Origin of the sequence: Curtobacterium sp. MMLR14_002, assembly GCF_001864975.1 — a bacterium.
Lineage (GTDB): Bacteria > Actinomycetota > Actinomycetes > Actinomycetales > Microbacteriaceae > Curtobacterium > Curtobacterium flaccumfaciens.
In genome coordinates this window covers 51,259-74,169 of the sequence record NZ_MJGT01000013.1, presented here as the reverse complement: position 1 = coordinate 74,169, position 22,911 = coordinate 51,259, and the positions used below count along the sequence as shown (strand labels likewise).

General features: G+C 67.7%; 20 protein-coding genes. 9 read left to right on the top strand and 11 right to left on the bottom strand.

Going from position 1 to position 22,911, the window contains the following annotated elements; all coding sequences use genetic code 11:
- Positions 1-79 precede the first annotated feature (79 nt).
- The 6 genes from gyrB to dnaA all read right to left on the bottom strand — a co-directional run bounded on the left by gyrB (position 80) and on the right by dnaA (position 8,013).
- The gene (gene gyrB, locus BIU91_RS02845) at positions 80-2,083 is read right to left on the bottom strand and encodes a DNA topoisomerase (ATP-hydrolyzing) subunit B (RefSeq protein WP_071404134.1); all 2,004 of its coding nucleotides are present in this window, start codon (positions 2,081-2,083) and stop codon (positions 80-82) included.
- 133 nt (positions 2,084-2,216) lie between these two features.
- Positions 2,217-2,717, bottom strand: a complete 501-nt coding sequence (locus BIU91_RS02840) for a DciA family protein (protein ID WP_027466919.1) — start codon at positions 2,715-2,717, stop codon at positions 2,217-2,219.
- Entirely contained in the window at positions 2,717-4,015 is a 1,299-nt protein-coding gene (gene recF / locus BIU91_RS02835; RefSeq protein ID WP_071404133.1) for a DNA replication/repair protein RecF, read from the bottom strand. Before recF ends, BIU91_RS02840 begins: the two co-directional genes overlap by 1 nt.
- A gap of 31 nt (positions 4,016-4,046) precedes the next feature.
- Positions 4,047-4,934, bottom strand: coding sequence for a phosphogluconate dehydrogenase (NAD(+)-dependent, decarboxylating) (gnd, locus tag BIU91_RS02830; RefSeq protein ID WP_071404132.1), 888 nt, complete (start codon positions 4,932-4,934; stop codon positions 4,047-4,049).
- 71 nt (positions 4,935-5,005) lie between these two features.
- Positions 5,006-6,151, bottom strand: coding sequence for a DNA polymerase III subunit beta (dnaN, locus tag BIU91_RS02825; protein WP_027466916.1), 1,146 nt, complete (start codon positions 6,149-6,151; stop codon positions 5,006-5,008).
- Between the two features lie 407 nt (positions 6,152-6,558).
- On the bottom strand, positions 6,559-8,013 hold the full coding sequence (gene dnaA, locus BIU91_RS02820) for a chromosomal replication initiator protein DnaA (RefSeq protein WP_071404155.1): 1,455 nt from the start codon (positions 8,011-8,013) through the stop codon (positions 6,559-6,561).
- Positions 8,014-8,527: 514 nt separating this feature from the next.
- Between dnaA and rpmH the strand changes: the two genes are divergently transcribed.
- From rpmH to BIU91_RS19295, 9 genes are all read left to right on the top strand, one after another.
- On the top strand, positions 8,528-8,665 hold the full coding sequence (gene rpmH, locus BIU91_RS02815) for a 50S ribosomal protein L34 (RefSeq protein WP_022889115.1): 138 nt from the start codon (positions 8,528-8,530) through the stop codon (positions 8,663-8,665).
- A 47-nt stretch (positions 8,666-8,712) separates the two neighbouring features.
- Complete coding sequence (gene rnpA / locus BIU91_RS02810) at positions 8,713-9,063, top strand: ribonuclease P protein component (protein ID WP_071404131.1); 351 nt, start codon at positions 8,713-8,715, stop codon at positions 9,061-9,063.
- Entirely contained in the window at positions 9,060-9,440 is a 381-nt protein-coding gene (gene yidD, locus BIU91_RS02805) for a membrane protein insertion efficiency factor YidD (protein WP_071404130.1), read from the top strand. Before rnpA ends, yidD begins: the two co-directional genes overlap by 4 nt.
- An 8-nt stretch (positions 9,441-9,448) precedes the next feature.
- The gene (yidC, locus tag BIU91_RS02800; RefSeq protein ID WP_027466913.1) at positions 9,449-10,417 is read left to right on the top strand and encodes a membrane protein insertase YidC; all 969 of its coding nucleotides are present in this window, start codon (positions 9,449-9,451) and stop codon (positions 10,415-10,417) included.
- Entirely contained in the window at positions 10,418-10,918 is a 501-nt protein-coding gene (locus tag BIU91_RS02795; protein ID WP_071404129.1) for a R3H domain-containing nucleic acid-binding protein, read from the top strand.
- Positions 10,915-11,574: a 16S rRNA (guanine(527)-N(7))-methyltransferase RsmG gene (gene rsmG / locus BIU91_RS02790; protein WP_071404128.1), complete on the top strand. Its 660-nt coding sequence runs from the start codon at positions 10,915-10,917 to the stop codon at positions 11,572-11,574. The genes BIU91_RS02795 and rsmG overlap by 4 nt, the downstream gene beginning before the upstream one ends.
- Before the next feature lie 81 nt (positions 11,575-11,655).
- Complete coding sequence (locus BIU91_RS02785) at positions 11,656-12,549, top strand: ParA family protein (RefSeq protein ID WP_269149421.1); 894 nt, start codon at positions 11,656-11,658, stop codon at positions 12,547-12,549.
- Positions 12,549-13,517, top strand: coding sequence for a ParB/RepB/Spo0J family partition protein (locus BIU91_RS02780; RefSeq protein ID WP_071404126.1), 969 nt, complete (start codon positions 12,549-12,551; stop codon positions 13,515-13,517). The genes BIU91_RS02785 and BIU91_RS02780 overlap by 1 nt, the downstream gene beginning before the upstream one ends.
- Positions 13,518-13,678: 161 nt before the next feature.
- Positions 13,679-13,978, top strand: a complete 300-nt coding sequence (locus BIU91_RS19295; RefSeq protein WP_253183670.1) for a hypothetical protein — start codon at positions 13,679-13,681, stop codon at positions 13,976-13,978.
- A 231-nt stretch (positions 13,979-14,209) separates the two neighbouring features.
- On the opposite strand, the gene BIU91_RS02770 is transcribed toward BIU91_RS19295, so the two are convergent.
- The 5 genes from BIU91_RS02770 to BIU91_RS19290 all read right to left on the bottom strand — a co-directional run bounded on the left by BIU91_RS02770 (position 14,210) and on the right by BIU91_RS19290 (position 22,859).
- On the bottom strand, positions 14,210-15,172 hold the full coding sequence (locus BIU91_RS02770) for a D-alanine--D-alanine ligase (RefSeq protein WP_071404125.1): 963 nt from the start codon (positions 15,170-15,172) through the stop codon (positions 14,210-14,212).
- 60 nt (positions 15,173-15,232) lie between these two features.
- Entirely contained in the window at positions 15,233-16,537 is a 1,305-nt protein-coding gene (locus tag BIU91_RS02765; RefSeq protein WP_071404124.1) for a PLP-dependent aminotransferase family protein, read from the bottom strand.
- A gap of 723 nt (positions 16,538-17,260) precedes the next feature.
- The gene (gene trxA, locus BIU91_RS02760; RefSeq protein WP_017887828.1) at positions 17,261-17,587 is read right to left on the bottom strand and encodes a thioredoxin; all 327 of its coding nucleotides are present in this window, start codon (positions 17,585-17,587) and stop codon (positions 17,261-17,263) included.
- 66 nt (positions 17,588-17,653) lie between these two features.
- Positions 17,654-18,652, bottom strand: coding sequence for a thioredoxin-disulfide reductase (gene trxB, locus BIU91_RS02755; protein ID WP_071404123.1), 999 nt, complete (start codon positions 18,650-18,652; stop codon positions 17,654-17,656).
- Positions 18,653-18,746: 94 nt separating this feature from the next.
- Entirely contained in the window at positions 18,747-22,859 is a 4,113-nt protein-coding gene (locus BIU91_RS19290; RefSeq protein WP_253183669.1) for a DUF6049 family protein, read from the bottom strand.
- Positions 22,860-22,911: the final 52 nt, after the last annotated feature.

Sequence of the window (22,911 nt, the reverse complement as noted above, 5' to 3'; positions counted from 1 at the left end):
GTGGTTCCGTTGGTCGCGCCGGGCGCGACCACAGGTGGTCAGGACTGGTCGACGCGGCTCACGCCGCGCCTCCTGGCCGTTAGATGTCGAGGAAGCGGACGTCCTTGGCGTTCTGCTGGATGAACTGGCGACGTGCGTCGACGTCCTCACCCATCAGCGTCGAGAAGGTGCTGTCGACCGCAGCCGCGTCCTCGAGCGTGACCTGCAGGAGCGTGCGGGTGTCCGGGTTCATCGTGGTGTCCCAGAGCTCCTTGTAGTCCATCTCGCCGAGGCCCTTGTAGCGCTGGATCCCGTTGTCCTTCGGGATCCGCTTGCCGGCTGCGAGGCCGGCCTGCATCAGGGCGTCGCGCTCCCGGTCGCTGAAGACGTACTCGTGTGCCGAGTTCGACCACTTCAGGCGGTAGAGCGGCGGCTGCGCGAGGTACACGTAGCCGTGCTCGATGAGCGGACGCATGTAGCGGAACAGCAGCGTGAGCAGCAGCGTGGTGATGTGCTGGCCGTCGACGTCGGCATCGGCCATCAGCACGATCTTGTGGTACCGGGCCTTGTCCGGGTCGAAGTCCTCACCGATGCCGGCACCGAAGGCCGTGATCATCGACTGGATCTCCTGGTTGGCGAGGGCGCGGTCGAGCCGGGCCTTCTCGACGTTCAGGATCTTGCCGCGCAGGGGCAGGATCGCCTGGGTCATCGGGTTGCGGCCCTGCACGGCGGAACCGCCGGCGGAGTCACCCTCGACCATGAAGATCTCCGACACGGTCGGGTCCTTCGACTGGCAGTCCTTGAGCTTGCCGGGCATGCCACCCGACTCGAGCAGCCCCTTGCGGCGGGTGGTCTCGCGCGCCTTGCGGGCAGCGAGCCGCGCCTGCGACGCCTGGATCGCCTTGCGGACGACGTCGCGTGCCTGCGTCGGGTTGCTCTCGAACCAGTGGGTCAGCTCGGTGCCGACGACGCGCTGCACGAACGACTTCGCCTCGGTGTTGCCGAGCTTGGTCTTCGTCTGCCCCTCGAACTGCGGCTCGCCGAGCTTCACGGAGATGACGGCCGTCAGCCCTTCGCGGATGTCGTCACCCGTGAGGTTGTCGTCCTTCTCCTTGATGATCTTCGTCTCGCGCGCGTAGCGGTTGACGAGGGTCGTCAGTGCGGCACGGAAGCCCTCTTCGTGGGTGCCGCCCTCGTGCGTGTTGATCGTGTTCGCGAAGGTGTGGACGCTCTCCTGGTACGAGGTGTTCCACTGCATCGCGACCTCGAGCGCGATCTTGCGCTCCGGGTCCTCGGACTCGAAGCCGATGACGTCCGGGTGGACGAGGTCGGCCTTCTTCTGCGCGTTGATGTACTCGACGTAGTCGGCGAGACCACGCTCGTACATGAAGGTGTCGTTGCGGGCCTCTTCCCCTTCTTCCGGGGCGCGCTCGTCGCGGAGGTTGATCCGCAGGCCCTTGTTCAGGAAGGCCATCTGCTGGAACCGCGTGCGCAGGGTCTCGTAGTCGAAGACGACGGACTCGAAGATCTCGGCGTTCGGCCAGAACGTGATCGTCGTGCCGGTCTCGTCGGTCTCTTCGTCCTTGGAGACGGGCGCGACGGGGACACCGTCGGTGTAGCTCTGGCGCCAGACGTGGCCCTGGCGACGGACCTCGACGTCGAGCTCGGAGCTCAGCGCGTTCACGACGGACGAACCGACGCCGTGCAGACCGCCGGAGACGGCGTACCCGCCACCGCCGAACTTGCCGCCGGCGTGCAGGACGGTGAGGACGACCTGCAGGGTCGAGACCCCCTCGGCCGCGTGGACGTCGACCGGGATGCCACGGCCGTTGTCGACGACGCGGACGCCACCGTCTTCACGGATGCTCACGTCGATGGTGTCGCAGTACCCGGCGAGGGCTTCGTCGACGGAGTTGTCGACGATCTCCTGGACCAGGTGGTGCAGGCCGCGAGGGCCGGTCGAACCGATGTACATACCCGGGCGCTTGCGGACGGCCTCGAGCCCCTCGAGCACCTGAATCTGGTCTGCGCCGTAGGACGGTTCGCTCTGCGGGGTCTCCGCGCCGAGCGGGTTCTGCCGGTCGTCTTCAGATTCTGCTGCCATGTCGAGCGTGCTCCTGCCTGCGCGCGGAACGCCCGCGCACTGCACCTCCCAGTCTACCGCAGAGCCCCCTCTTTCGAGGGCTCATCTGCCCCGCAGACGGGCTTTTCTGGCACTCCAGGATGATTTCGTCGCCTCAACCGTAGGTGTCGCGAGGACCGCGCCCCTGGACCGTCCTGGGGCCGCGTTTCCACGTGGGGGCGTCCGGGCCGGAAACCCTGATCGACTCGACCCCGGCTTCGGGGTGCCGTTCCGCGATGGTCGTCGTGACCGTCGCACGCATCAGTCGGAGCTGGGTCGCCCAGGCCGTCGAGTCGCACCGGATGACGAGTGCGCCGTCCTCGATGGTGACCGGTCGGGAGTGCTTCGCCAGCTCCTCGCCGACGACGCTCGGCCAGTCCACGAAGAGCTCGGAGCGGGCGAGGGGTTCGGTCCAACCGAGTTCCTGGGCGAGCGAACCGACGATGTCCGCGAGGCCCTTCGGCTCGCGGCCGCGCCCGTACGGCACGGTGTCGGCGTCGAACTCGCGGGCACGGCGGCGGCGGGCATCGGTGCCGCGCTTGGACGGGTCGCCGAACACCGCGCGCAGGTGGCGGTACACCTGCGAGGGTTCGGTGGGCTTGCGGGGCTTCGGCATCAGGCGTCGGCTTCGGCGGGGGCGTCGGTCGGGTCCGTCTTGCTGTCCGCGTCGGTCGGGTCCGTCGGGACGGTCACGTCGGTCGCGTCCGTCGCGTCCGTCGCCGGACTGGAGGCCCGGGTCGCGTCCGCCTCGTCGGTCACGATCGTGCCCGCCTCGATCCGCACGGTTTGCGCCGCCAGCTTCGGGGGCACGTCGTTGAACACCGCGGCCGTGATGAGCACCTGCTCGTAGTCGGCGACGGCGTTCGCCAGCCGTTCCCGCCGCGATTCGTCGAGTTCGGCGAAGACGTCGTCGAGGATGATGATCGGGTCGCCCAGGTTCGACTCGGCGCGCAGGATCGAGGCGCTCGCGAGCTGGATGGCCAGCGCGAAGGACCAGGATTCGCCGTGACTCGCGTACCCGCGGGCCGGTAACCCGTTGAGTTGGAACAGAACGTCGTCCCGGTGCGGTCCGACGAGGGTGAGCCCGCGGTCGAGTTCGTCCCGGCGACGGCGCTCGAGGGCGGCCGCGAACGCTTCGGCAGCCGACGCGACCGTGACGGGCTCGTCGGGGGTCCCGAGCACGGGGTCGGTCGCCGCCGCGGACTCGGGGTCGCCACCGCGGATGGACAGGACGCCGGTGATCGAGGCGTCGTGGTGTTCGCCGGCGACGGTCGCGTAGGCCTCGGCCACGAAGGGTGCGAGCCGCCGGGTCAGGTGGTCACGGGCCGCGACGATCTCGGCGCCGAGTCCGACGAGCCGGTCGTCCCAGACGTCGAGCGTCGACAGGGCGTTCGCCTTCGCGCCGGTGGCACGGGCCGACTTGAGCAGGGTGTTCCGTTGCCGGAGCGTGCGGTCGTAGTCGGCGAGCACCCCCTGCATCCGCGGTGCGATCTGGCCGAGCAGCTCGTCGAGCATCCGGCGTCGCCCGGCCGGCTCGCCCCGCACGAGGGCGAGGTCCTCCGGGGCGAAGAGCACACTCGTGCAGTAGCGCGGAAGCTCCCGCGGCTTGATCGCCGACCGGTTCACCTGCGCACGGTTGGCACCGGTGCGGTTGATCTGCACCTCGGCGAGGATGCTGCGGTCCTCGTGCGCGAGACGAGCCCGGACGATCGCGGCGTCGCATCCTTGACGGACGAGCGCTGCGTCGGTGGGAACGCGGTGCGAGCCGAGGGTGGAGAGGTACCCGATCGCCTCGACCAGGTTGGTCTTGCCCTGTCCGTTGCGCCCGACGAACAGGTTCGGCCCGCGTGCGAGGTCGACGTCCGCCTCCCGGTAGTTCCGGAAGTCGGTCAGTTGGAGATGGTCGACGTGCACGCGGGCCGAGTCCGGGTTCCCCCGGGAAGTCCTAGGACTTCTTGACGGCGTGACCGCCGAACTGGTTGCGGAGCGCCGCGACGGCCTTCATCGTCGGCGAGGCGCTGCCCTGACGCGAGACGAAGCGCGCGAAGATCGACGCCGAGAGCGCCGGCATCGGCACGGCGAGCTCGATGCCCTCTTCGAGCGTCCAGCGGCCCTCACCCGAGTCCTCGACGTAGCCCTCGAGCTCGTCGAGCTTCGGGTCCTCGTTCAGCGCGAGCACCATCAGGTCGAGCAGCCAGGAACGGACGACCGTTCCGCGCTGCCAGCCGGCGAACACGGCGGGGACGTCGGTGATCAGGTCCTTGGCCTCGAGGAGCTCGTAGCCCTCGCCGTACGCCTGCATGATCGCGTACTCGATGCCGTTGTGGACCATCTTCGCGTAGTGGCCGGCGCCGATCGGGCCGGCGTGCGAGAAGCCCTCTTCACGGGGACCCTCAGGGCGCAGCGCGTCGAACACGGGCATCGCGAACTCGACGTCCGCGGCGTCACCGCCGACCATGAGGCCGTAGCCGTTGTCCTTGCCCCAGACGCCACCGGAGACGCCGACGTCCATGTAGCGGATGCCGCGCGCAGCGAGCTGCTCGGCGTGCGTGGTGTCGTCCAGCCACTTCGAGTTGCCACCGTCGATGACCAGGTCGCCCTCGCCGAGGACGCCGGCCAGGTCGGTGATCACGTCGTCGGTGATCTTGCCGTGCGGGACCATGACCCACACGAGACGCTTGCCCTCCGGGAGGGCAGCGGCGAGGGCGCCGAGGTCGGCGACGTCCGAGACGGCGGGGTTGGCGTCGTACCCGGTGACCTCGATCCCTGCGTTGCGGAGACGGGCACGCATGTTGTTGCCCATGCGACCAAGGCCGACAAGACCGATGTGCATGATTTCCTCTTCTGTTCGTCGTCGCGCTGATGCTGCCGGTGGTGTGCGCCAGCGCAGGTTGCCTGTTGCGCCTATCGCAGCAGCAGGTTCGGCTGCAGCAGGTACCGGTATCCATCGGTCGCTGCGGCCTCTTGCGAAGTCTGGCCGGTGATCAGCACCGGGCCCGGCTTGTTGGGGTTCTCCGTCTTGGTGAAGGAGATGCGGACGAACTCGGAGTGCACCGCGTTCAGTCCGTCCAGGAGGAAGGCGGGCTTCAACGAGACCACCGTTTCCTCGCCGGTCAACAACGCACTGATCGACTCTGACGCCTGCGCTTGTTCGGATCCGATCGCCTCGAGCGTGAGCCCGTCGACCGTGAAGGAGAACCGGAGCGCCGCTTCGCGCTCCAGGACGAGGGAGACCCGTCGGACCGCTTCGACGAGCTCCGCGGTGTTGATCACCGCGTGGTCGTTGACGGTCTCGGGGAAGAGCCGGCGGACCGGCGGGTAGTTGCCCTTGATGAGCAACGACGTCACGGTCTTGTCGTCGGCGTGGAACGCGATGAGCTCGCGGTCGGAGTTGCCGCTGATCGAGACCGACACCGTGGACGCCGAACCGAACGTGCGGCCGACCTCCTGCAGGGTGCGGGCCGGGACCAGTGCGTGCAGGGGGTCCGAGCCGACTCGGCCGGAGTCCCACGCGATGGTGCGGACGGCGACGCGGTAGCGGTCCGTCGCGATGAGGGAGAGGTCGTTGTCGCCGACCTCGAGCTGCACACCCGTGATGACGGGGGTGACGTCGTCGCGGCTGGCGGCGACGGCGACCTGGGACACCGCTTCGGAGAACGCGTCGCCGGGGATCACACCGGTCTGCGGGCCGATCTCCGGCAGCGTCGGGTACTCCTCGACGGGCATGGACAGCAGCGTGAAGTGCGCCGATCCGCAGGAGACGGAGATCTTGGCGTCCTCGGTGGTGAACGACACGGGGGCGTTCGGCAGCCGGCTCGCGATGTCGTTCAGGAGTCGACCGGAGACCAGGACCGTGCCCGGCTCGTCGATCTGGGCCGAGATGGACGTCTGCGCCGACACCTCGTAGTCGAACGACGAGAGCGTCAGACGATCTCCGTCGGCGTGGATCAGGACGCCCGACAGGATCGGGAGGGTCGTGCGCTGCGGGAGGAGCTTCACTGCGAAGGAGACGGCTTCGGAGAAGACGTCCCGGTTGACCTCGAACTTCACAGCTGGAACCCCTGTCGATCGGCTTGGACTGTCCGGCCGCCCCATTCTGGCACAGGCGGACGGGGGCCGGATTTCTTGTCATCCCGCCGTCCACAAGGTTGTCCCGCAGAGATTGATCGTTAACCAGGAGTAATGGTGTTAACGCCTGTGCACACTGTGGATAACCCTGTGCATCCCGCTCCGCAGTAGGGAACTACACGGTTGTGACTTGTGAGCGGTGTGTGAGCGTTAACGGGATGAATGAATCTCATCTATCCACTTCCATCCCCAGTCTCCACAGGTGACCCCCCACCTGTGTACAACCGGGCGGCGTGTCCTCCACAGTTATCCACAGGCTATCCACACTGTGAGAAGTCCGGCCCATGGAACCGTCTCAGATGGTGGATGGGGCCGGGAACGGGCCGATCTCAGCGGTAACGGCGGTCCTGCTTGATGCGGCTGGTGAGCTCCGTGACCTGGTTGTAGATCGACCGACGCTCCTTCATTAGCTCGGTGATCTTCTTGTTCGCGTACATCACCGTGGTGTGGTCGCGGTTGCCGAACAGCTGCCCGATCTTGGGCAGGGACAGGCTCGTCAGCTCGCGGCACAGGTACATCGCGATCTGTCGTGCCGTGGCGATCGCCTGGGAGCGGGACGACCCGTACAGGTCGTCGACGGAGAGCTTGAAGTACTCCGCGGTGTGGTTGATGATGTCCGTCGGCGCGACGACGTTGTCCTCGTCGAGGGTGATCAGGTCCTTGAGGACCGTCTGCACCAGGGCCATGTCCACGGCCGTCCGGTTCAGGCTCGCGAACGCGGTGACCCGGATCAGGGTGCCCTCGAGCTCGCGGATGTTGCTCGACACCTTCGACGCCATGAACTCGAGGATGTCGTCGGGCACCTGCAGGTGGTCGGACTGTGCCTTCTTGCGGAGGATCGCGATGCGCGTCTCGAGCTCGGGTGCCTGCACGTCGGTGATCAGGCCCCACTCGAAGCGCGATCGCATCCGGTCCTCGAACCCGGTCAGGTGCTTCGGCGCGACGTCGGACGTGATGACGACCTGCTTGTTGTGGTCGTGCAGCGTGTTGAACGTGTGGAAGAAGGCCTCCTGCGTGGAGTCCTTCCCCTGCAGGAACTGGATGTCGTCGATCAGCAGGATGTCGATGTCGCGGTACCGCTGCTGGAACTGGTTCGAGCGGTTGTTCGCGATCGAGTTGATGAAGTCGTTGGTGAACTCCTCGCTCGACACGTACCGGACGCGGATCCCCGGGTAGAGGCTCTCGGCGTAGTGCCCGATGGCGTGGAGCAGGTGGGTCTTGCCCAGTCCGGAGTCCCCGTAGATGAAGAGCGGGTTGTACGCCTTGGCCGGTGCCTCGGCCACTGCGACCGCTGCGGCGTGGGCGAACCGGTTCGACGACCCGATGACGAAGTTGTCGAAGTTGTACTTCGGGTTGAGTCGCGACTCGGGCCGACCGCTGGTGCCGGGAGAGTCGATCTGGCTCGGGACGAACGGCGCCTCGATGTACTGGCGCGGAGCGGCACTCTGCTCGACGGCTTCCTGCACGGGCTCGGCGTACTCGGGGACGTTCGGGTCCACCCGCGGCTCCGACGCCATGTCCGGGTTGACGGTGATGGCGAAGTTCGCGACCGAGTCGTCACCGATGCGACCGACCGCCTCGGTGATCGGGATCCTGATGCGCTGTTCGAGCATGCCCCGGGTCAGGTCGTTCGGGACCTCGAGGTACAGGGTGCCGGCGAGCACGCCCTTCGGCTCGACCAGGTTCAGGAACCCGTGGAGCTGCGGCGTGATGCGGGGGTCCTCGGCGAGGAGTCCGAGTACGGATGACCAGAGGTCCTCGACGGGGTCGGCCGGCATCGTCATGTCGCGCTCGTCTCCAGGGGTCGTGTCGTGCGTTCGCTGCCGGACGAGGGTGCGTCCTGCGGGGTCGGACATGCCGTGGCGTCCTCGGCGACCGCACTCGGGACCAGGTCGTCGCCGGCGGATCGTCGGTGGCTCCGGGGGCTTCGTCGACGCCTCGTTGCCGCGGAGGTTCCCACAGGGTTGTCCACAGTGTTGTCCACGACCACCTCGAGCCGTCCGACAGGAGTACTTCCCTGTCGTACCGGCCATCGGGGCGATCGATCACACCACTGTAAAGGACCGGACCGAGTCCCACCGAACGGAAGTTGTCCCCAATGTGGAGAATGGGCTCGAGCGACGGCAGACCCGACGGCGCCGACGCAACCGGTCCGGGCGGGGTTTGACCTGCTCGCCGCTGTCACGTACCGTTAACCAGTTGACTGCGGCCCTTTGGTCGCGCCCATCTGCGTCGTTCGACACCCGGACGGCTACACATACGTGACGGCTCGCCGCGAGCAGCCGTGTGGAGAACATCATGAGCAAGCGCACCTTCCAGCCGAACAACCGCCGCCGCGCCAAGAAGCACGGCTTCCGCCTCCGCATGCGGACGCGTGCCGGCCGCGCCATCCTGTCGGCGCGCCGCGCCAAGGGCCGTACCGAGCTCTCGGCCTGATCAGGCTCACCGCCTGATCCGGTCCTCGGTCTGACCCCGGCGTCGCAGTGTTGGCCAGCGCCAACCGCATCGTGCGCGGGGATGACTACCGGAACGTCGTGCGTCGTGGTCGCAAGAGCGCCACGGCGCACGTCGTCGTGTCCGTGGTCCGTCAGCCGGTCGATCGCAACGGACCGACGCGGTTCGGCTTCATCGTCGCGAAGACGGTGGGGAACGCCGTGACCCGGAACCTGATCAGGCGGCGGCTCAAGGCGATCGCGCACGACCTGCTCGCCGAGACCCCACAGGGCTTCGACGTGGTGGTCCGTGTACTGCCAGCCGCATCGCAGGCCGGATGGCCTACCCTGCTCGAAGACGTCACGCGCTCCTTCGCGCGCGGGGTGGAGAAGGCAGCATGAACCGCACTCTGTGGACCCGGCTTGCCTGGGTCATCGCGTTGCTCCCACGCAACGCGTGCGTCGTCGTGCTCCGGGCCTACCGTGCGGTGATCTCCCCGCTGTACGGCAACGTCTGCCGCTACCACCCGTCGTGCTCCCGGTACGCCCTCGACGCGATTCAGCAGTACGGCGTCGTGCGCGGATCCGCCATGGGCGCCTGGCGCATCGCCCGTTGCAACCCCTGGGCTGCTGGTGGCATCGACGACGTCAAGGAACGTCGTCACCCGTTCGTCGTCAACCGGTTCGGGTTCGTCCTCGCGCCGATCCCGCAGCAGCCGCACCCCGCGGTCGGAACGGTTCGGCCGGTCCTGCTCCCCCAGCGCACTCGAAAGGCGTAGCCGTCCCCATGGACATCATCGGAACGATCCTCTGGCCGCTCAAATGGGTGGTCTCGGCCATCCTCGTCGGGTTCCACTGGATCTTCGAGAACATCGGCATGGACCCGAACGAGGGCATCACGTGGGTGCTCTCGATCATCTTCCTGACGTTCGTCGTCCGCGCAGCGTTGATCCCGATCTTCGTCCGGCAGATCAAGTCGCAGCGCCGCATGCTCGAGGTCGCGCCGCAGCTGAAGAAGATCCAGGACAAGTACAAGGGCAAGAAGGACCAGTTCTCGCGTGAGGCCATGAGCCGCGAGACGATGGCGCTCTACAAGGAGACCGGGACCAACCCGCTCAGCTCCTGCCTGCCGCTGCTGCTGCAGATGCCGATCTTCTTCTCGCTGTACTCGGTGCTGCACGAGGCCCAGATCAACAAGACGGGCATCGGCCTGCTGACGAACGACCTCGCGGCGTCGTTCGGCAACGCGGCCCTGTTCGGTGCTCCCCTGCACGAGACGTTCACGAACGCCTCCGGGTGGGAGGTCCGTGCGATCGCGGGCTTCATGATCGTCGTGATGACGGCGTCGCAGTTCATCACGCAGCTGCAGCTCGTCGCCAAGAACATGTCGCCGGAGACCAAGGAGTCTCCGATGTACCGCCAGCAGAAGATGATGCTGTACATCCTCCCGCTGGTCTTCGTGATCTCGGGTCTGAGCTTCCCCCTCGGTGTCATGTTCTACTGGCTCGCCTCGAACCTCTGGACGATGGCGCAGCAGTACTTCGTCATCCGCAGCATGCCGACTCCCGGCTCCGAAGCCGCTCTGGCTCGTGAGGCCCGCCTGGCCAAGAAGGCACAGCGTCGCGGAACGGCCACCCCGGTCCTCGCCGAGGCTGGTGCCGGCGCCGGTGCGACGGAGATCGAGCCCGTGCGCGTCACCACCCAGCGTCAGCAGCCGGTCGGCAAGCAGCGCCAGAAGAAGAACGGGAAGAAGTAAGTGACCGAGCAGGACACCGCAGGCGCCGTCGAGACGACGGAGACCGAGACCGAGGACGTCCGCGACGAAGCGGACATCGCAGCGGACTACATCGAGGAACTCCTCGACATCTGCGACCTCGACGGCGACATCGAGATCGAGGAACGCGCCGGTCGGGTGTACCTGTCCGTCACCGATGACGGCGAGGCACTCCGCGTGCTGTCGAAGCCCGACACCGTGACGGCGCTGCAGGAGCTCACCCGGATCGCCGTGCAGGCCGAGACCGGCGAGTTCAGCCGGCTCATCCTCGACGTCGGTGGCTCGCGGGATGCCCGTGCTGACGAGCTGCAGCGGCTCGTGGACACCGCTGTCGAGCGCATCGAAGCCGGGTCGTCGTCGGCTGCGCTCCCCCCGATGTCGTCGTACGAGCGCAAGCTCGTCCACGACCTGGTCGCTGAGAAGGGCTTCCACTCGGAGTCCGAGGGTGAGGGTCGGGACCGCCACACGGTCGTCACCCGATGACGGACGCACCCGTCCCGACCGAGGCAGCACCGGTGCTCGAGGCTGAGCCCGCGGCGGCTGCAGCACTCTTCGGTGACCAAATCGAGGTTGCGCGCTCGTTCACCAACGAGCTCGCGCGGCGGGGTGAGGAGCTGGGCCTGATCGGCCCGCTCGAATTGCCCCGCCTCTGGACGCGACATATCCTCAATTCCGCGTTGCTCGCACCCCTCCTGGAGGCCCGGGGTCGCGTTGCCGACGTCGGTTCAGGAGCAGGATTGCCGGGTCTCGTGCTCGCGATCGCCCGTCCGGACGTCGAGTTCGTCCTCATCGAGCCGATGGAGCGCCGGACGGATTGGCTTCGCAGTGAGTCTGATCGGCTCGGCTTGCAGAACGTCACGGTGCTCCGCGGCCGTGCTGAGGACGTAGCGGACGACGTCGTGGTCGACCAGGTCACCGCACGCGCCGTCAGCGCCCTGTCGAAGCTCATCCCCCTCACGGTGCCGCTGGTCCGCTCCGGCGGCCAGCTCATCCTGATGAAGGGTGCGCGGGTCGACGAAGAGATCGAGAAGGCCCGGAAGGTCATCCTTCGGAAGCGCCTCTCGGATGTCGAGGTGCTCGAGCTCGGAGAAGGTGTGGTCGACGAGACCACCCGCGTCTTCCGGGCTACAGTTGACTGACGCTGCGGCTCGGGCCGGGTCATCCGGCCGCCAGTGGCTCCGCGTTCCACGTGAAACATCGAACCGGGGAAGAGGCACTCGTTGAGTTCATCGACCGACTACGACGCGTCGACACCGCTCGCTCGCGAGATCGCCGACTTGAACCGTCGCCGCCGCGCGATCGCCACGCAGCAGTTCCCGCTCCCTTCTGAGACACGGATCATCACCGTCTCGAACCAGAAGGGTGGCGTCGGCAAGACGACGACGACCGTCAACCTGGCAGCGGGCCTCGCCCATGGCGGCGCTCGTGTCCTGGTCATCGACCTGGATCCGCAGGGCAACGCATCAACCGCGCTTGGCGTCGATCACCAGGCGGAGGTCGCGAGCATCTACGACGTGATCGTCGACGAGGCACCGATGGCCGACACTGTGCAGGCCTCCCCTGAGTCGGACACCCTCTGGTGTGTGCCGGCCACCATTCACCTCGCCGGCGCCGAGATCGAGCTCGTGTCACTGGTGGCACGTGAGCAGCGTCTCCGGACCGCGCTCGACATGTACCTGCAGTCGCTGGACGAGCCGTACCACTACGTCTTCATCGACTGCCCGCCGTCGCTGGGCCTGTTGACGATCAACGCCTTCGTTGCCGCGCAAGAGGTACTGATCCCGATCCAGTGCGAGTACTACGCGCTCGAAGGACTGAGCCAGCTGCTGCGGAACATCGAGTTGATCGAGCGACACTTGAACCCGAACCTCCGGGTCTCCACGATCCTGCTGACCATGTACGACGGCCGCACGAACCTGGCGAACCAGGTGGCGAACGACGTCCGGGAGCACTTCGGTGACCAGGTCCTCAAGGCGATGATCCCCCGCTCCGTCCGCGTGAGCGAAGCACCGAGCTACGGCCAGAGCGTCGTCGCGTACGACGTGAACTCCACCGGGTCGCTGTCCTACCTGGAAGCGGCCGCCGAGATCGCAGCACGAGGAGCGAAGCACTGATGGCACCGAAGCGAACCGGACTCGGCCGAGGCATCGGCGCCCTGATCCCAACGGCGACCGATCAGCAGGACCGTCCCGTCGACGTGTTCTTCCCGACCGGGGGCTCGCCGGCATCCGCTCCGACGGCAGACGAGCTGGTGGCCGTGCCGGGAGCCCGACTCGCGAACGTCAATCCGCTGGACGTGATCCCGAACGCGCAACAGCCGCGGAAGGAGTTCCGCGAGGAGGAGCTCCAGGAGCTCGTGCACTCGATCCGCGAGATCGGTGTTCTGCAGCCCATCGTCGTCCGGCCGATCCCCGGCGCGACGGGCACCGAGCCCCAGTACGAGCTCATCATGGGTGAGCGCCGTCTGCGGGCCACGAAGGAACTCGGCCTGAGCACGATCCCGGCGATCGTGAAGGACACCCCCGATGACGCAATGCTGCGGGACGCGCTGCTGGAGAACCTCCACCGGGCGCAGCTCAACCCCTTGGAAGAGGCATCGGCGTACCAGCAGCTCCTCGCAGACTTCGGGATCACCCAGGAGCAGCTCGGGCAGCGGATCGGTCGATCGCGCCCGCAGATCACGAACACGATCCGACTCCTGCGGCTCCCCTCCCCCGTGCAGCGGCGAGTGGCCGCAGGCGTGCTCTCTGCCGGACATGCTCGTGCCATCCTCGCCGCTCCGGACGCCGAGGCGATGGAGTACCTGGCCGAGAAGATCGTCAACGAGGACCTGTCCGTCCGTGCTGCTGAGGCGATCGCGCAGCAGCTCTCCGCGAAGACGCCGCCGGCGAAGCCGAAGACCGAACCGTCGAAGCGTCAGGCGCACTTCAACGACCTCGCTGAGCGGCTCGGCGACCGCTTGAACACGCGGGTGAAGATCGCAGTCGGTGCTCGCAAGAGTTCCGTCACGATCGACTTCGCAAACGGCGACGACCTGAACCGGATCCTCGGTGAGCTCGGGGTAGAGGACCTCGAGGGCTGAACCAGCTTCGCGCAGCTCTGTGCGGCGCTGTGACGCCCTGGGGCGCCCGGGCTGGGGTTGGCGCACCTGCGGCTCATTTCGGCAGCCCTGGTGGCAACGCAGCGTGCCGAGCGGCTGCTCCAGCAGTGAGGGTGGTGGGCCTCAGGTGAGATGGTGGTGACGTGACCACCATCGGCTCGCCCTTCATGCCGGCGGTTCGAGGGAGGTTCCTCCGCGCGGTCGACCCGAGGTTTCGTGAGTTCGCTCTCGCGGGATCGCGTTCCGCCGGCCGCTACTCCAGAGCGGACGAGACAACGCTGTACCTCAGCTCTTCAGTTGACGGGGTGCGTGCCGCGATGATCGCCCACAATGAAGCCCGGCCTGATTCGCTGGACATCGTCGCGGTCGACGTCGAGGCGTCCGGCATCGCCGTCAGGCCATCGCCGAGGCTGGGGGGCACCGCGGTCCTGGATGGTGCGTGACCGCCTCATAGACGTCGGTGCGAACAGTTTGATCGCGCTATTGCGAAAGAGCCCGGGCCACTGGCACCTGGTGCTGTTCCGGTGGAACATGGCGGAAGCGCCGAGCGTCCGTCTGCTCGATACACTCTGCTTCGGCCAGTGAAGCGACGTTCCACGTGGAACATCGAGGCTCGGCCGCAGAGCAGCGGGACACGATGTGCCGGTGTTCCACGTGGAACATCGGCTGCAGGGTCAGGCGCGGTGGTCCCGGATGGCCTGCTCTGCGAGCTCGGCGTAGGTCCAGCCGAGGTCGAAACCGGACGCGGACAGCGCCTGCGGCAGCAGTGACGTCTCGGTGAGCCCGGGGAGCACGTTCGCCTCAAGGAACCAGGGTGTGCCGGCCCCGTCGATGATCAGGTCGACGCGGGACAGATGCCGGAGTCCCAGAGCTACGTGCGCGGCCACCGCAGCCTCCGCGGCTGCTCCGGCGAACTCATCGGACAGTCGTGCGGGGGTGTAGAAGGTCGTCTCCCCCGCGTTGTAGCGCGCTTCGAAGCCGTAGATACCGTTGCGCGGCACGATCTCCACGGCGGAGAGCGCCACGGGGCCGTCGCCGGTGTCGATGATCCCCACGGCGACCTCGGTGCCACGGATGAGCTGCTCGACCACGACGTCGTCGCAGTACGTGTACGCCGTCACCATGGCCCGGGGCAGGTCCTTGACGTCATCGACGAGGGTCACGCCCTGCGCACTTCCGCCGCGCGCCGGCTTCACGGCGAGCGGTACCGGGTGCTCGGTCGCGATGGCCTCGAGGACACCGACAGCGCCGAGCTCGCGGAACACGTCGTGGGAGAGCGTCACCGAACGAGGGGTACGGACGCCGGCGCGGGCGACCAGTGCTGACGCCGTGGGCTTGTCCCATGCCAACCGGGCCGACGTCGAACGTGAGCCGACGAACGGGATGTCCACGGCCTCCAGGATGCCCCGCAGGGCACCGTCCTCACCGGAGGCGCCGTGCAGGGCCGGCCACACGACGTCCGGGCGTGATTCGGTGAGAGCCGGCAGGAGCATCGCGTCGGCGTCGCGCAGGTCGACCTGCCAGCCGTAGCCGGTCAGTGAGTCGGCGACCCGACGACCGGAGCGGAGGGAGACATCGCGTTCGTGCGAGATGCCTCCGGCGACGACGACGACGTGACGACGGGTGAGCTCGGCCATGCGGGGTCCTCCGGTGTGGAACTGCGGTGCTGTGCGATCAGTACCGAGGAAAAGCGCTGATCAGGAGATGTTCGGGGGCGGTGCACTGACGGACGACGTCTCGCGGACCACCGTGTTCGGGCGGGTGGTCGGGCCGAACGTCTCGATGAGTTCGAGTTCGTCGTTGACGACGTTGGCGAGTCGCTTGACGCCCACCCGGATCTGCTCCGGGGTCGGGTAGCAGAACGACAGACGGATGTGGCCGCCTCCGCGTCCGTCGGCGTAGAAGGCCGTGCCGGGCGTGTAGGCCACGAGCTCCTTGACCGCGCGCGGCAGCATGCCCTTGGAGTCGAGTGACTCGGGCAGGGTCAGCCACACGAAGAAGCCGCCGTTCGGCTTCGTCCAGGACAGGTCGGGCAGGAACTCCCCCAGTGCGGACAGCATGGCGTCACGACGCTCGGCGTAGATGCCCCGGAAGGTGTCGACCTGACCCTTCCAGTCCGCGGCGTCGAGGTACGCGTTCACGACGTACTGGCCGAAGGAGTTCGGCGCGAGGACAGCTGATTCGTTGGCGAGCACGAGCTTCTCGCGGATGGCGTGCGGTGCGAGTGCCCAGCCGACGCGGAAGCCCGGTGCGAGGGTCTTCGAGAAGGAGCCGAGGTACACCACGCCCTCTTCGTCGATCGATCGGATCGCCTGCGGCGCGGGCTCGTCGAACCAGAGGAGCCCGTACGGGTTGTCCTCGAGCACGAGGATGTTGTTCGACCGGCAGATGTCGAGCACCTCGATGCGGCGCTCGCGGCTCATGGTGACGCCGGCGGGGTTGTGGAAGTTCGGGATCGTGTAGAGGAACTTGATCCGCTTGCCCTGGGTGCGGAGGTTCGCGATCGCCTCGCGCAGCGCCTCGGGGACGAGACCGAGTTCGTCCGTCGTGACGTGCACCGTCTCGGCCTGGTACGACCGGAAGACCCCGATCGCGCCGACGTACGACGGTGACTCGGCGAGCACGACGTCACCCGGGTCGATGAACAGTCGTGTGACGAGGTCGAGGGCGTGCTGCGAGCCCGTGGTGACCACGACGTCCTCGGCGCTGGCACGGATGCCCTCGAGGCTCATGACGTCCACGATGTGCTCACGGAGGGATCGCAGGCCCTGTCCGCCGCCGTACTGGAGCGCCATGGCAGAGTGCTCGTTCATGACACGGTCCAGGGAGCCCGTGACGAGCTCTCTGGGCAGCGCGGAGACGAACGGCATGCCGCCAGCCAACGAGACCACTTCGGGGCGCGAGGCGACGGCGAACAGGGCTCGAACCTCGGAGGCGCTCAGCCCGGCGGTGCGCTGGGCGTAGGAGTCGTACCAGGGGTCGAGGCTGTTGCCGTTCGTCATCGAGTGCTCCGTTCAGTGGGACATTCCCGCCACACTACGACATCGGCCCGGGGAACCAGGGTTCCACGACGGGGCCGATCGTGATCCGGTGCCCTGCGAAGGCCTCGCCCAGAGAGATTGGCGACGCGCCACTCACCCGCACGTAACAGGACTATAACATTGCGTGTGAAACCTCGTATATGACCGTTACCGTCAATTCGAGGCCAAATGGTCTCAGCGGGGGCTGGCGCGATCCAGCCCAGGTGTATCGGAAGGCAGACAGACAATGAGGTTCAAAAAGTCATCCTTGATCTTGGTAACAACGGCCTTGGTCAGTACCTTCTTCTTCGGAGCTACAGCGGCCCAAGCCTCCCCCGGCGACCCGCGAGCTGCGCTCGGTCCTTGTAACTCGCCTCAAGCCATCAAGTTCTCCAATAGTGGGATCAACGGGGGCACATCGACCATCCAAAACTGCTTCTCCTCCAAGAAGCGTGTCGCGATGAGGATTCACAACGTCGTTGGTCTGATCGGTTGGGATCAGAACGGGAGTTGTGTGACCTTGAATCCGGGCGCGAAGACCAGTATGCGAAATGCAACGACAAGTTACGGCTTCGGTTGGGTGTCCTGCTGACGGGTAGGTAAGAAACCACCAGCCCGCTTCGACGGCCGAACACGCTTGGACGAAGAAAACGCCCCGCCCTCCGATGCAACGGAGGGCGGGGCGTTCGGTGGTGCTGGTGCGACCTACGCGAGGAACTCGGCGAGGTCGGCCTCGAGCGCGGGCTTCGGCTTGGCACCGATGACGGTCTTGACGACCTCGCCGCCCTTGAAGACCTTCATCGCCGGGATCGACGTGATCTGGTAGTTCATGGCCGACTGGGGGTTGTCGTCCACGTTGAGCTTCACGATCTCGATCTTGCCGGCGTGCTCTTCGGCGATCTGGTCGAGGATCGGCGAGACCGCGCGACACGGGCCACACCACTCGGCCCAGAAGTCGACGAGGATCGTCTTGTCGGACTTGAGGACCTCGTCCGAGAAGGTGGCGTCGGTGACAGCCTTGGCGTTGGACATGTGTGCTCCTTCGAGAAGTCGTTCAGGGGGTACAACGGCGATGCCGTCGTGGTATTCCGAGGCGGGTCAGGCCCGTGCGGCGATGACGTCGACCATGGCGGGCTCGGTCGGGGCGACGCCCTCGGCCTCGTCCGTCAGTGCGTCGTCGAGCTCGGCGAGGTACTTCTCGGCGTCGAGCGCGGCGACCGTGCCCGAACCAGCCGCCGTGATGGCCTGACGGTAGGACGGGTCGATGACGTCACCGGCGGCGAAGACACCCGGCAGGTTGGTCTTCGACGAACGGCCCTGGACGGCGATCGTGCCCTCGGGCGCGATGTCGATCTGGCCGTGGATCAGGTGCGTGCGCGGGTCGTTGCCGATCGCGATGAACAGGCCGTCCAGCGCGAGCTCGGACTCCTCGCCCGTCACGGTGTCCTTGAGCGTGACGCCCTCGACCGCGGAGTCACCCGTGATGCCGGTGACCTCCTTGTTCCAGGCGAACTCGATCTTCGGGTCGTTCATCGCGCGGTCCTGCATGATCTTCGACGCACGCAGGGAGTCCTTGCGGTGGATGACCGTGACCTTGTCGGCGAAGCGGGTGAGGAACGTTGCCTCTTCCATCGCGGAGTCGCCACCACCGACGACGGCGATGTTCTTCTGTCGGAAGAAGAAGCCGTCGCAGGTCGCGCACCACGAGACACCGTGGCCGGACAGGCGCTCTTCGTCGGGGAGCCCGAGGTGACGGTAGGCCGAGCCGGTGGCGTAGATGACCGCGAGGGCCTCGTACGTCTCGCCGGAGCCGACGGTGACCTTCTTGACCTTGCCGGTGAGGTCGACGGAGACGGCGTCGTCGTACAGGACCTCGGCACCGAACTTCTCGGCCTGTTCCTGCATCTTGATCATGAGGTCGGGGCCCTGGATCCCTTCGGGGAAGCCCGGGAAGTTCTCGACCTCGGTCGTCTTGGTGAGTTCACCGCCCGTCTCGACACTGGAGGCGACGATGAGCGGCTTGAGCTCTGCGCGCGCTGCGTAGATGCCGGCGGTGAACCCGGCCGGGCCGGAACCGATGATGATGAGCTGGCGCATGCCTGATTGCCCTTCCGTTGCGTCTGACCGGGTCAACCCATCGTACCGGCGAGGCATTCCACACGCCCCGTGAGCGTGCGGTGCCTGGCAGGGATCAGCGGCCGAGCTTGCTGCGGAGCATCCGGACGGCGTTGCCGATCTCGCCGTTCTTCGCGACGACGAGGGCTCCGAAGTACACGGCGACCATCGCGGCGCCGGTGAGGATGATCGTGATGAGGGCACCGGTGCGGTCGGACATCGCGAACCCGGCCTCCGAGAACGCGCCGAAGAAGTTCACGACGAGGAGCCCGACGACGCCGGAGATCAGCGCGGCGATCACGAACTGGACGTGCGACCGGGTGATGACCGGACCCTCGATGCTCCCGAGCCGCTTGCGGACGAGCACGAGTGCGACGATCGTCTGCGCCGACCCCGCGATGGTGGTGCAGGCGGCGACCCCGATGCCGATGACCGAGGTGGGGAACGTCGAGACCGCCAGGGCCCCGATGACGAAGAGCACCGACTGGATGCACTGCATGAGGAACGGGGTGCGGTGGTCGTGCATCGCCCAGAAGACGCGCTGGATGACGAACAGCATGCTGAACAGGACGAGACCAGGCATGTAGGCGACGAGCACGGCACCGACCTGCAGGGCGCTCTCGAACGTGCCCTCGTACAGGCGGCCGAACGGGACGGCGACGACGATCAGCGCGACCGAGGCGAAGACAGTGAAGAGCCCGACGATGCGCAGTGACAGCGACAGGTTGCGGCGGACCGCGTCGAGGTCGCCGCGTTCGGCGTCGTGGCTCATGCGGGTGAAGTACGCCGTCGCGATGGACACCGTGATGATCGAGTGCGGGAGCATGAAGATCAGCCACGCGTTGCCGAGCACGGCGTTGCCCGGACCGTCGTCCCGGCCGAGCCATGCGACCTGTGACTGCACGATGCCGGCGATCTGGGTGACGAGGATCATCGCGAAGAGCCAGCCGGCGGCGGTGCCGGTGGACTTGAGGCCGACGCCGCGCCACCGGAAGTCGGGGCGGAACGACAGGCCGGCGCGCTTCCAGAAGAACGGGAGGAACGCAGCCTGGGCGAAGACGCCGAGCGATGCGCTGCCGGCCAGGAGTGCGATCTTCGCCGGCGTCCACTGGTCGAGCTGGCTGCCGCTGGTGCCGTACAGGGCGATGAACACGACGAGGCCACCAATGGCGATGACGTTGTTGAGCAGCGGCGCCCACGTGAACGGCCCGAAGACCTGCTTCGCGTTGAGGACCTCGCCGAGCAGCGAGTACATCGCGTAGAAGAGGATCTGCGGCAGGCACCAGAACGCGAAGGCGACGGCGAGGTCGGTCGCCTCGGGCCCGGAGCCGACCGATGAGCTCGTGTAGAACCGGACCAGCAGCGGTGCGAACACCGTCGCCACGATCGCGATGACGATGAAGACGGAGCCACCGAGCGTCACGATCTTGTTGACGTACGCCTGCCCGCCGTCCGTACCGGTCTTCATCGCCCGGACGATCTGCGGGATGAGCACGGCGGACAACAGGCCGCCCGCGATCAGCGCGTAGATGTTGTTCGGCAGCTGGTTCGCAACGGCGAAGGCGTTGGCCGAGGGGCTCGCGTTCTGCCCGATCGCGTACGCCAGGACGAAGGTCTTCGCGAAACCGAGGATGCGGCTCACCATCGTGCCGGCGGCCAGCATCGCGCTCGCCCGGCCGAGGCTGCGCTCGGCGACCGGCTCGGCGTCGACGTCGGGCTGGGGCTGGCTGGTGCTGATGGTCGGCTCCTCGGGGTCGCGGTCGTCCGCGACGGTGTTGCGTGCGGCGTCGGACGGGAGGCTCGGCTCGGCTCCGGCGCGCGCGATGGCGTCCTGCAGGGGGCCTTGGTCCACCGCCGCGGTCGCCGCTCCGGTGGCCGTGCCGGCCGTGGACGCGGCCACGCTGGGGGCGGGGGCCGCTCCGGAGCGGTGATCCGTGCCTCCAGGCCGGGTGGTGGACGCCTGCGCGCCCCCGACCGTCGGCTGGACCGCCAGGGGGCGGTTCGGGTCGTCGTCGTCCTCGTCGTCGAGCTCGCCGTTGCGGCGGCGGATGCGCTTGCGGATGCTGCGGAAGATGCCGAAGCCGAAGATGCCGATCAGGGCGATCGCGGCGGCCGCGGTGATGACCGTCTCCCACTGCGCCTGCACGTTCAGCTCGACGGTCGCGGGCTGGGCCACGGCGACGCCGGTCGGGCTCGAGAGCGACATCGTCAACTCGACCTTGCCGTTCGCGACCGACTGCACGGGGACGGTCGCACGGGTGGAGGAATCGGGCTGGATCTCGACGACGATGTCGTTGCGGACGACCCGCAGCGCCGAGTTGGACGGCTGCACGGACAGGTGCACCGTGACCGGGTAGGCGGAGCTGTTGCGGATCGACACCGGCAGGGACGACCGGTCGCCGAGCAGGGTGAGGCTGCTCGAGTCGACGATGCCGACCTCGGTGGTGCTCTTCGCCCAGGCGGCCGTGCGGGCCTCCACCGCGGCGGCGAGGCCCTGGTCGTCGTCGCGCCACGCGTTCGAGGCGAGCGCGAGCAGACGGAGCCGAGCCGGGGCGGTCAGCTGGTTCGGGTCGCCGAGGATCGTCGCGAACGCGGAGAGCCCCTGTTCCCCCCGCACGAGTCGCTGCAGCTGGTCGATGCGGGCCTCGCCGGTGGACGCGCTGGCGAGCGTGAGCGACCCGGCGACGGCCTTCGAGGCGGTGGAGAGGTCGGCCGGGGCGACCCAGGCGGTGCTCTCGAGGGCGTCCAGCGCCTGGCTGAGCCGGGTGGAGTCGGACGGCCACTCGCGCCCGAGGGTCAGCAGGATCGGCCCCGTGGCGGTGGCGGCACGGGCCGAAGTGGCCAGCGTCGCGGTGAGCTCGGACATCGTCGACGACCAGGTCTGCCGGTCGGTGGCGGCGGCGGCTCGGCGGAGCATCGACGACATCGACTGGTCGGAGACGAGTACATGGTCGTCGCCGATCTTCTCGGATGCGGTGATGGTGGTGTCCGCGCCGGCCGAGGTGTTGCCGCTCGAGACGATGGTGGTCTTCGTGCCAGCACGCTCGAGGGCGGGCAGGTCGGCGGAGGACACCGTGCCCTCGGTCGGCCAGGCGATCGAGTCCATCGAGTACGGGAAGTCGAGCAGGGACTCCGTGGTCGGCAGCGTCTCCTGCGCCTGGTCGGCACCGTCGTCGGTCGTGGTGCCGTCGCTCGAGGCCTCGGTGGGGGCCGGCGACGAGGTCTGCCCCGGTGTGGCCGTCGGAGTCGGTGCCGGGGTCTCGGCACCGGGGAAGTTCTCGGACTTGACGGACTGGTCGAGGGAGATCGGCGCCAGGATGCCGTCGGACCCGGCCTGGCGCAGGCCGGTGACGTCGGCGTCGGCGTAGGGCAGCGCGAAGGTCTCGTTGCGCAGTGCTTCGAGACGCTGCAGCCAGGTGATCGCACTCGACGGGGCGTTGTCGCCGAGGATCCGGATCGAGGCGATGATCCGCGGGTCCACCGCCACGGCGACGTTGTGGTCCTCGGCTGCGTCGAGCTGCTGCGTGAGCGTGCCGTCGACCGAGGTCGCGGCGGCCAGCACGGGGGCGGTGAGGATGCCGTCGGTCGACTTCGGCACGGTGATCGGCATCGCGACCGAGACGCTGACCGGGGCCTGTTCGAAGTCCGGGTACCAGGTGATGGCGGAGCGGTCGACGGCGAAGGCGTCGCCCGCCGTGTACTCGGCCGCGATGCGGCGGGCGCCGAACGAGGAGTACCCGCCGAGCGCCACGTTGCCGGAGACGATCTCGACCGAGTCGATGGTGATCGAACGGTGCGCCGGGATCGCCGGGATGTCCACGGAGTCCATCGGGGCGCCGAGGTAACCGGTTGTGGTGGTGTCGCTGAGCCAGCTCGCCAGGACGTCGCGCGTGCTCACCGAGCGGAAGATGTCGAACTCCGCGGTGCCGGCCGGCAGCGCCGCGTCGGTGTCGTTCGTGACGGTGACCGACAGGGTGAGGTCCTGGTCGCGCTGGACGACGCCACGGTTCGCGGGGGCGATCGAGATGGTCGCCTTGCCCGCGTCTGCGGCGGCCGGATCGGCGACGTGGCTCTTGGCTGCGGACACCGTGGCGGCCGAGGCGTGATCGGTGGCGACGGGCGCGACGACCAGGCCGAGCGCGACGAGGGTCGACGCGGCTGCGGCGAGCGTGGTGCGGAGCATCTGCATACGGGGAGCGGGCCACGGGGTCGGTTCGGGCCGAGCACGAGTGTATGAGGCG

Excerpts from the sequence above, each read along its gene's own strand:
- gyrB (WP_071404134.1), bottom strand. The coding sequence starts at position 2,083 with ATGGCAGCAGAATCTGAAGACGACCGGCAGAACCCGCTCGGCGCGGAG.
- BIU91_RS02840 (WP_027466919.1), bottom strand. The coding sequence starts at position 2,717 with ATGCCGAAGCCCCGCAAGCCCACCGAACCCTCGCAGGTGTACCGCCAC.
- gnd (WP_071404132.1), bottom strand. The coding sequence starts at position 4,934 with ATGCACATCGGTCTTGTCGGCCTTGGTCGCATGGGCAACAACATGCGT.
- dnaA (WP_071404155.1), bottom strand. The coding sequence starts at position 8,013 with ATGACGATGCCGGCCGACCCCGTCGAGGACCTCTGGTCATCCGTACTC.
- rpmH (WP_022889115.1), top strand. The coding sequence starts at position 8,528 with ATGAGCAAGCGCACCTTCCAGCCGAACAACCGCCGCCGCGCCAAGAAG.
- yidD (WP_071404130.1), top strand. The coding sequence starts at position 9,060 with ATGAACCGCACTCTGTGGACCCGGCTTGCCTGGGTCATCGCGTTGCTC.
- yidC (WP_027466913.1), top strand. The coding sequence starts at position 9,449 with ATGGACATCATCGGAACGATCCTCTGGCCGCTCAAATGGGTGGTCTCG.
- rsmG (WP_071404128.1), top strand. The coding sequence starts at position 10,915 with ATGACGGACGCACCCGTCCCGACCGAGGCAGCACCGGTGCTCGAGGCT.
- BIU91_RS02780 (WP_071404126.1), top strand. The coding sequence starts at position 12,549 with ATGGCACCGAAGCGAACCGGACTCGGCCGAGGCATCGGCGCCCTGATC.
- BIU91_RS02770 (WP_071404125.1), bottom strand. The coding sequence starts at position 15,172 with ATGGCCGAGCTCACCCGTCGTCACGTCGTCGTCGTCGCCGGAGGCATC.
- BIU91_RS02765 (WP_071404124.1), bottom strand. The coding sequence starts at position 16,537 with ATGACGAACGGCAACAGCCTCGACCCCTGGTACGACTCCTACGCCCAG.
- trxA (WP_017887828.1), bottom strand. The coding sequence starts at position 17,587 with ATGTCCAACGCCAAGGCTGTCACCGACGCCACCTTCTCGGACGAGGTC.
- trxB (WP_071404123.1), bottom strand. The coding sequence starts at position 18,652 with ATGCGCCAGCTCATCATCATCGGTTCCGGCCCGGCCGGGTTCACCGCC.
- BIU91_RS19290 (WP_253183669.1), bottom strand. The coding sequence starts at position 22,859 with ATGCAGATGCTCCGCACCACGCTCGCCGCAGCCGCGTCGACCCTCGTC.